The following is a 4,052-nucleotide window of genomic DNA, read 5'->3' as shown; positions in this document are numbered from 1 at the left end:
TTGTTCAGGTAACCGTTGGCACCCATCTTGAACAGGTTCAGTGCATATTGCTGGGCTGGATAGCCGGACAGGATCAGCACCGGCAAATTGGGCTGACCCTGGCGAATGGTACGCAGGATATCGATGCCGCTCTGGTCCGGCATGGCGATATCCAGCAGCAGCACATCGCAGATCTCGCGACGCGCGATGTCGAGGGCTTCACGGCCAGTCGCGCCTTCGGCGACGACTTCGAATTCGCCGGACGATGAAAAAATCTGTTTGAAACCTGCTCGAACTATCTGGTGATCGTCACAAATGGCAACGCGTATCATTGTCTTCCCTTAAGTTTTCCCGATACAGGAAAGAGCCGAGGCTGACACCTCACGCCCCCGGTAAGGTCATGCGTTTGAGTCAGCAAACTGCAAATGACATTTTAGCACCTCCGGGGTGCAGAACAACAGGCGCGCACGCCTGAGCTGGCCAGGCTTGGCTCCCTGTCGACGGCCGCACCAGGGGGCCGCGTCAAGCGGCCGGCGAGCCGTGCTTGAGCAGCGCGAGAATCGCGTGCAGCTCGGCACGCAACTGCTCCGGCGCGATGGTCGGCATGACCGGCGGTGGTGGCATTTCCGGCAGTGGCTCGGCGTCGTGCTGGCCCCGACCATCCAGGCGGTTACGCGCACCGCTGATGGTGAAGCCCTGCTCGTACAACAGTTCACGGATACGCCGGATCAGCAGTACCTCGTGGTGCTGGTAATAGCGGCGGTTTCCACGGCGTTTGACCGGCTTAAGCTGGGTAAATTCCTGCTCCCAGTAACGGAGCACATGCGGCTTGACCCCGCACAATTCGCTGACTTCGCCAATCGTGAAATAGCGCTTGGCCGGGATCGGCGGCAGCACGGTCGGATCCATCTTGTTCGGTCGGTCGTTCATCGCTCATTGCCTTGACGGCTTATCAGGCTGCCCGCGCCAGCGAAGGACCGTCGGGGCTGTCCGGATTATCCGGCGTACGCGGACTGCCCGGGTTGGCCTCCTCGACCATGCCCTTCAGTTTCTGGCTGGCGTGGAACGTCACGACGCGGCGCGCCGTGATGGGGATTTCTTCCCCGGTTTTCGGATTGCGGCCAGGACGCTGCGGCTTGTCGCGCAACTGGAAGTTGCCGAAGCCGGACAGCTTGACTGCCTCGCCGCGCTCGAGCGCATTGCGGATCTCGTCGAAGAACGTCTCGACCATGTCCTTGGCTTCGCGCTTGTTCAGGCCGACCTGCTCGAACAGCAGTTCCGCCAGCTCGGCCTTGGTCAGGGTCGGCAGTTCCTTCTCCGCTTCCTGCCGTACCTTGGCCACCTGCATCGCACGATGCAGGTCAGCGGCCAGCGCTTCCTGGAGCACGGCGGAATCTACGTCGTTGTTGTTAATTTTCAGCCCTACCTTTTGTTCTGGATTGTGGTGGGGGCTCGATCAACCTGCTGCGCGTTGCATTGGCGGTCTGCGATGCTCGCCGTACCGTAAGTACGGCTGCGCTTCTCGACCGCCACTGCTGCCGCTCGCGACGGTTGCTCGAGGCCCCTTTTAGGCCTGTGGGCCTTTATTACGAACGCAATTTTGCGCCGTGTTTTTGTTGCGCCGCAGTAGCGAGCGCGGTCATGATTTCATCGACCGCATCGTCCTGGAGCGTGGATTGAGTATCTTGCAAGCCAAAGCGGAAAGCAAGACTTTTTTCATCTTGTTCCAATCCTTTGCCACGGTATTCATCAAACAAAACAACGGCTTGCACGAGTTTGCCGAGCGGATTCGACGCCAGTTCCGACTGGAAAGCATCGAGCAGCGCCTGCGCCGGAACGTCCTGCTTGACGATCAGCGCCAGGTCGCGCGTGGCACCCGGGAACCTGGAAATCTCGGTGTAGCGCGGCACGTCGCGCGCGCGCAGCACATCGGCGTCCACCTCGAACAGCACCGGCGCCTGCGGCAGGTCGTACTTCTGCAGCCAGCGCGGATGCAACTCGCCGATGAGGCCGACGATCCTGCCGTCCACCTCGACCGACGCGCAGCGGCCCGGGTGCAGCGCCGGGTGTTCCGTCTTGTTGAAGCGCACGGCGCGCGGCGCGAACAGGGCTTCCAGGTCGCCCTTGACGTCGAAGAAGTCGACGGCGCGGGTCGGCAGGCTCCATTGCTCGTCGGCGGCCGGACCGTAGGCGATCGCGGCGACGCGCTTGGGCTGGTCGAAACCGGCGACGGTCAGCGGTCCGTCCTGCGCCTCTGCATTGCGCAGGAAGACGGCGCCCACTTCGAACACGCGCACGCGGCCCGCCTTGCGGTTCAGGTTGTAGCGCACGTTGGCGACGAGGCTGCCGATCAGCGTGGAACGCATCACGCTCATCTGGCTCGCGATCGGGTTCTGCAGGCGGATCGGCTCGGCGTTGTCGGCGAAATCCGTTTCCCATTGCTGTTCGACGAAGCTCATGTTCACGACTTCCTGGTAGCCCAGGTCGGCCAGCTGGTGGCGGATGGCGAACAGCGAGCGGGTGTTTTCGGGCTCGATCAGCATCGCGGACGGCGCCACGGGCGGGAGCGTCGGGATGTTCTCGAAGCCATACACGCGCGCCACTTCCTCGATCAGGTCTTCCTCGATCTCGATGTCGAAGCGGTACGACGGTGCCGTCACGTGGAACAGGCCATTGTCACGGGTGAACGGCAACTGCAGGCGCGTGAAGATGTCGGCGACCATGTCGTCCGTGACAGGCACGCCGATGACCTTCGCGGCGCGCGCGGTACGGAGGGTGACCGGCTTGCGTTGCGGCAGGTTCGGCGCCTGGTCGTCGATCGGACCGACCTGCGTGTCGGCCGTCCCGCAGATCTCGACGATCAGCGACGTCAGGCGCTCGACGTGTTCCACGGTCGTCGCATAGTCGACGCCGCGCTCGAAGCGGTGCGCCGCATCCGTCGAAAAATTGTAGCGGCGCGCGCGGCCCTGGATGGCGTTCGGCCACCAGAACGCGGCTTCCAGGTAGATATTTGTCGTGTCCAGGGTGACGGCGGTGGAATCGCCGCCCATGATGCCGGCCAGCGACTCGATCTCTTTCTCGTCGGCGATGACGCCGACCCACTCGTCGACCTCGATCGTGTTACCGTTCAGCAGCTTCAGCGACTCACCCTTGCGGCCCCAGCGCACGTCCAGGCTGCCGTGGATCTTGTCCAGGTCAAATACGTGCGACGGACGGCCCACTTCCAGCATCACGTAGTTCGAGATGTCGACGAGGGCCGACACGGAACGCTGGCCGCTGCGCTCGAGACGGCGCTTCATCCACTCCGGGGTAGCGGCCTTCGCGTTCAGGCCGCGGATGACGCGGCCCGTGAAGCGGCCGCACAGGTCGGTCGCGGAAATCTTCGCGGGCAGCACTTCGTCCGTATTCACGGTCACGGGGCGGAATTGCGGCAGCGACATCGGCACGCCGGTCAGCGCCGACACTTCGCGCGCCACGCCCAGCACGGACAGGCAATCGGCCTTGTTCGGCGTGAGTTTGATCGTGAACCTGAGGTCGTTCAGGCCGAGGTAGTCGCGGATGTTCTGGCCAACCGGTGCGTCTTCCGGCAACTCCATCAGGCCATTGCTCTCTTCCGAGATTTTGAGTTCTTTCGCGGAGCACATCATGCCCTGCGATTCCACGCCGCGCAGCTTGCCGACCTTGATTTCGAACGGCTTGCCGTCCGGACCCGGCGGCAGCACGGCGCCAGCCTTCGCACAGATCGCCTTCATGCCGGCGCGCACGTTCGGGGCGCCGCAGACGATGTTCAGCAAGGTGCCGGTACCGGCATCGACCTGGCACACGTTGAGGCGGTCCGCGTTCGGATGCCTGGTTACTTCCATGACTTGCGCCACGACGACGTTGGAGAACGGCGGCGCGACCGGTTCGACCTCTTCCACTTCCAGGCCGGACATCGTGAGCAGGTGCGCGAGTTCGTCCGAATTCATCTTCGGATCGACCATGGAACGGAGCCAGTTTTCGGAGAATTGCATAATCTGTTTGCCTTCTTTTTTATCGGACGTGTTCGGCTGGTAGGGTGGGCACCCCGTGCC

Annotated in this window: 4 protein-coding genes; all 4 read right to left on the bottom strand. The window is 62.9% G+C overall.

What is annotated here, in order from left to right; all coding sequences use genetic code 11:
* Positions 1-311: response regulator (locus tag AC1DYX_RS28765; RefSeq protein WP_477265268.1), on the bottom strand; the 311-nt coding region annotated here is incomplete at its 3' end.
* 190 nt (positions 312-501) lie between these two features.
* Complete coding sequence (locus tag AC1DYX_RS28760) at positions 502-909, bottom strand: MerR family transcriptional regulator (protein WP_477265266.1); 408 nt, start codon at positions 907-909, stop codon at positions 502-504.
* 22 nt (positions 910-931) lie between these two features.
* Positions 932-1,327: an integration host factor subunit alpha gene (locus AC1DYX_RS28755; protein ID WP_477265270.1), complete on the bottom strand. Its 396-nt coding sequence runs from the start codon at positions 1,325-1,327 to the stop codon at positions 932-934.
* A 238-nt stretch (positions 1,328-1,565) separates the two neighbouring features.
* Positions 1,566-3,992 (bottom strand): phenylalanine--tRNA ligase subunit beta, encoded by a 2,427-nt coding sequence (gene pheT, locus AC1DYX_RS28750; RefSeq protein WP_477265264.1) that lies wholly within the window; start codon positions 3,990-3,992, stop codon positions 1,566-1,568.
* Between the last annotated feature and the right edge of the window lie 60 nt (positions 3,993-4,052).

This window comes from Massilia sp. P2_C2 (assembly GCF_056404615.1).
Note: the sequence above shows the minus strand (reverse complement) of the source record. Positions and strands in the feature narration are given on the sequence as shown.

Coding starts and splice junctions, on each gene's coding strand:
- AC1DYX_RS28760 (WP_477265266.1), bottom strand. CDS start 909: ATGAACGACCGACCGAACAAGATGGATCCGACCGTGCTGCCGCCGATC.
- AC1DYX_RS28755 (WP_477265270.1), bottom strand. CDS start 1,327: ATGCAGGTGGCCAAGGTACGGCAGGAAGCGGAGAAGGAACTGCCGACC.
- pheT (WP_477265264.1), bottom strand. CDS start 3,992: ATGCAATTCTCCGAAAACTGGCTCCGTTCCATGGTCGATCCGAAGATG.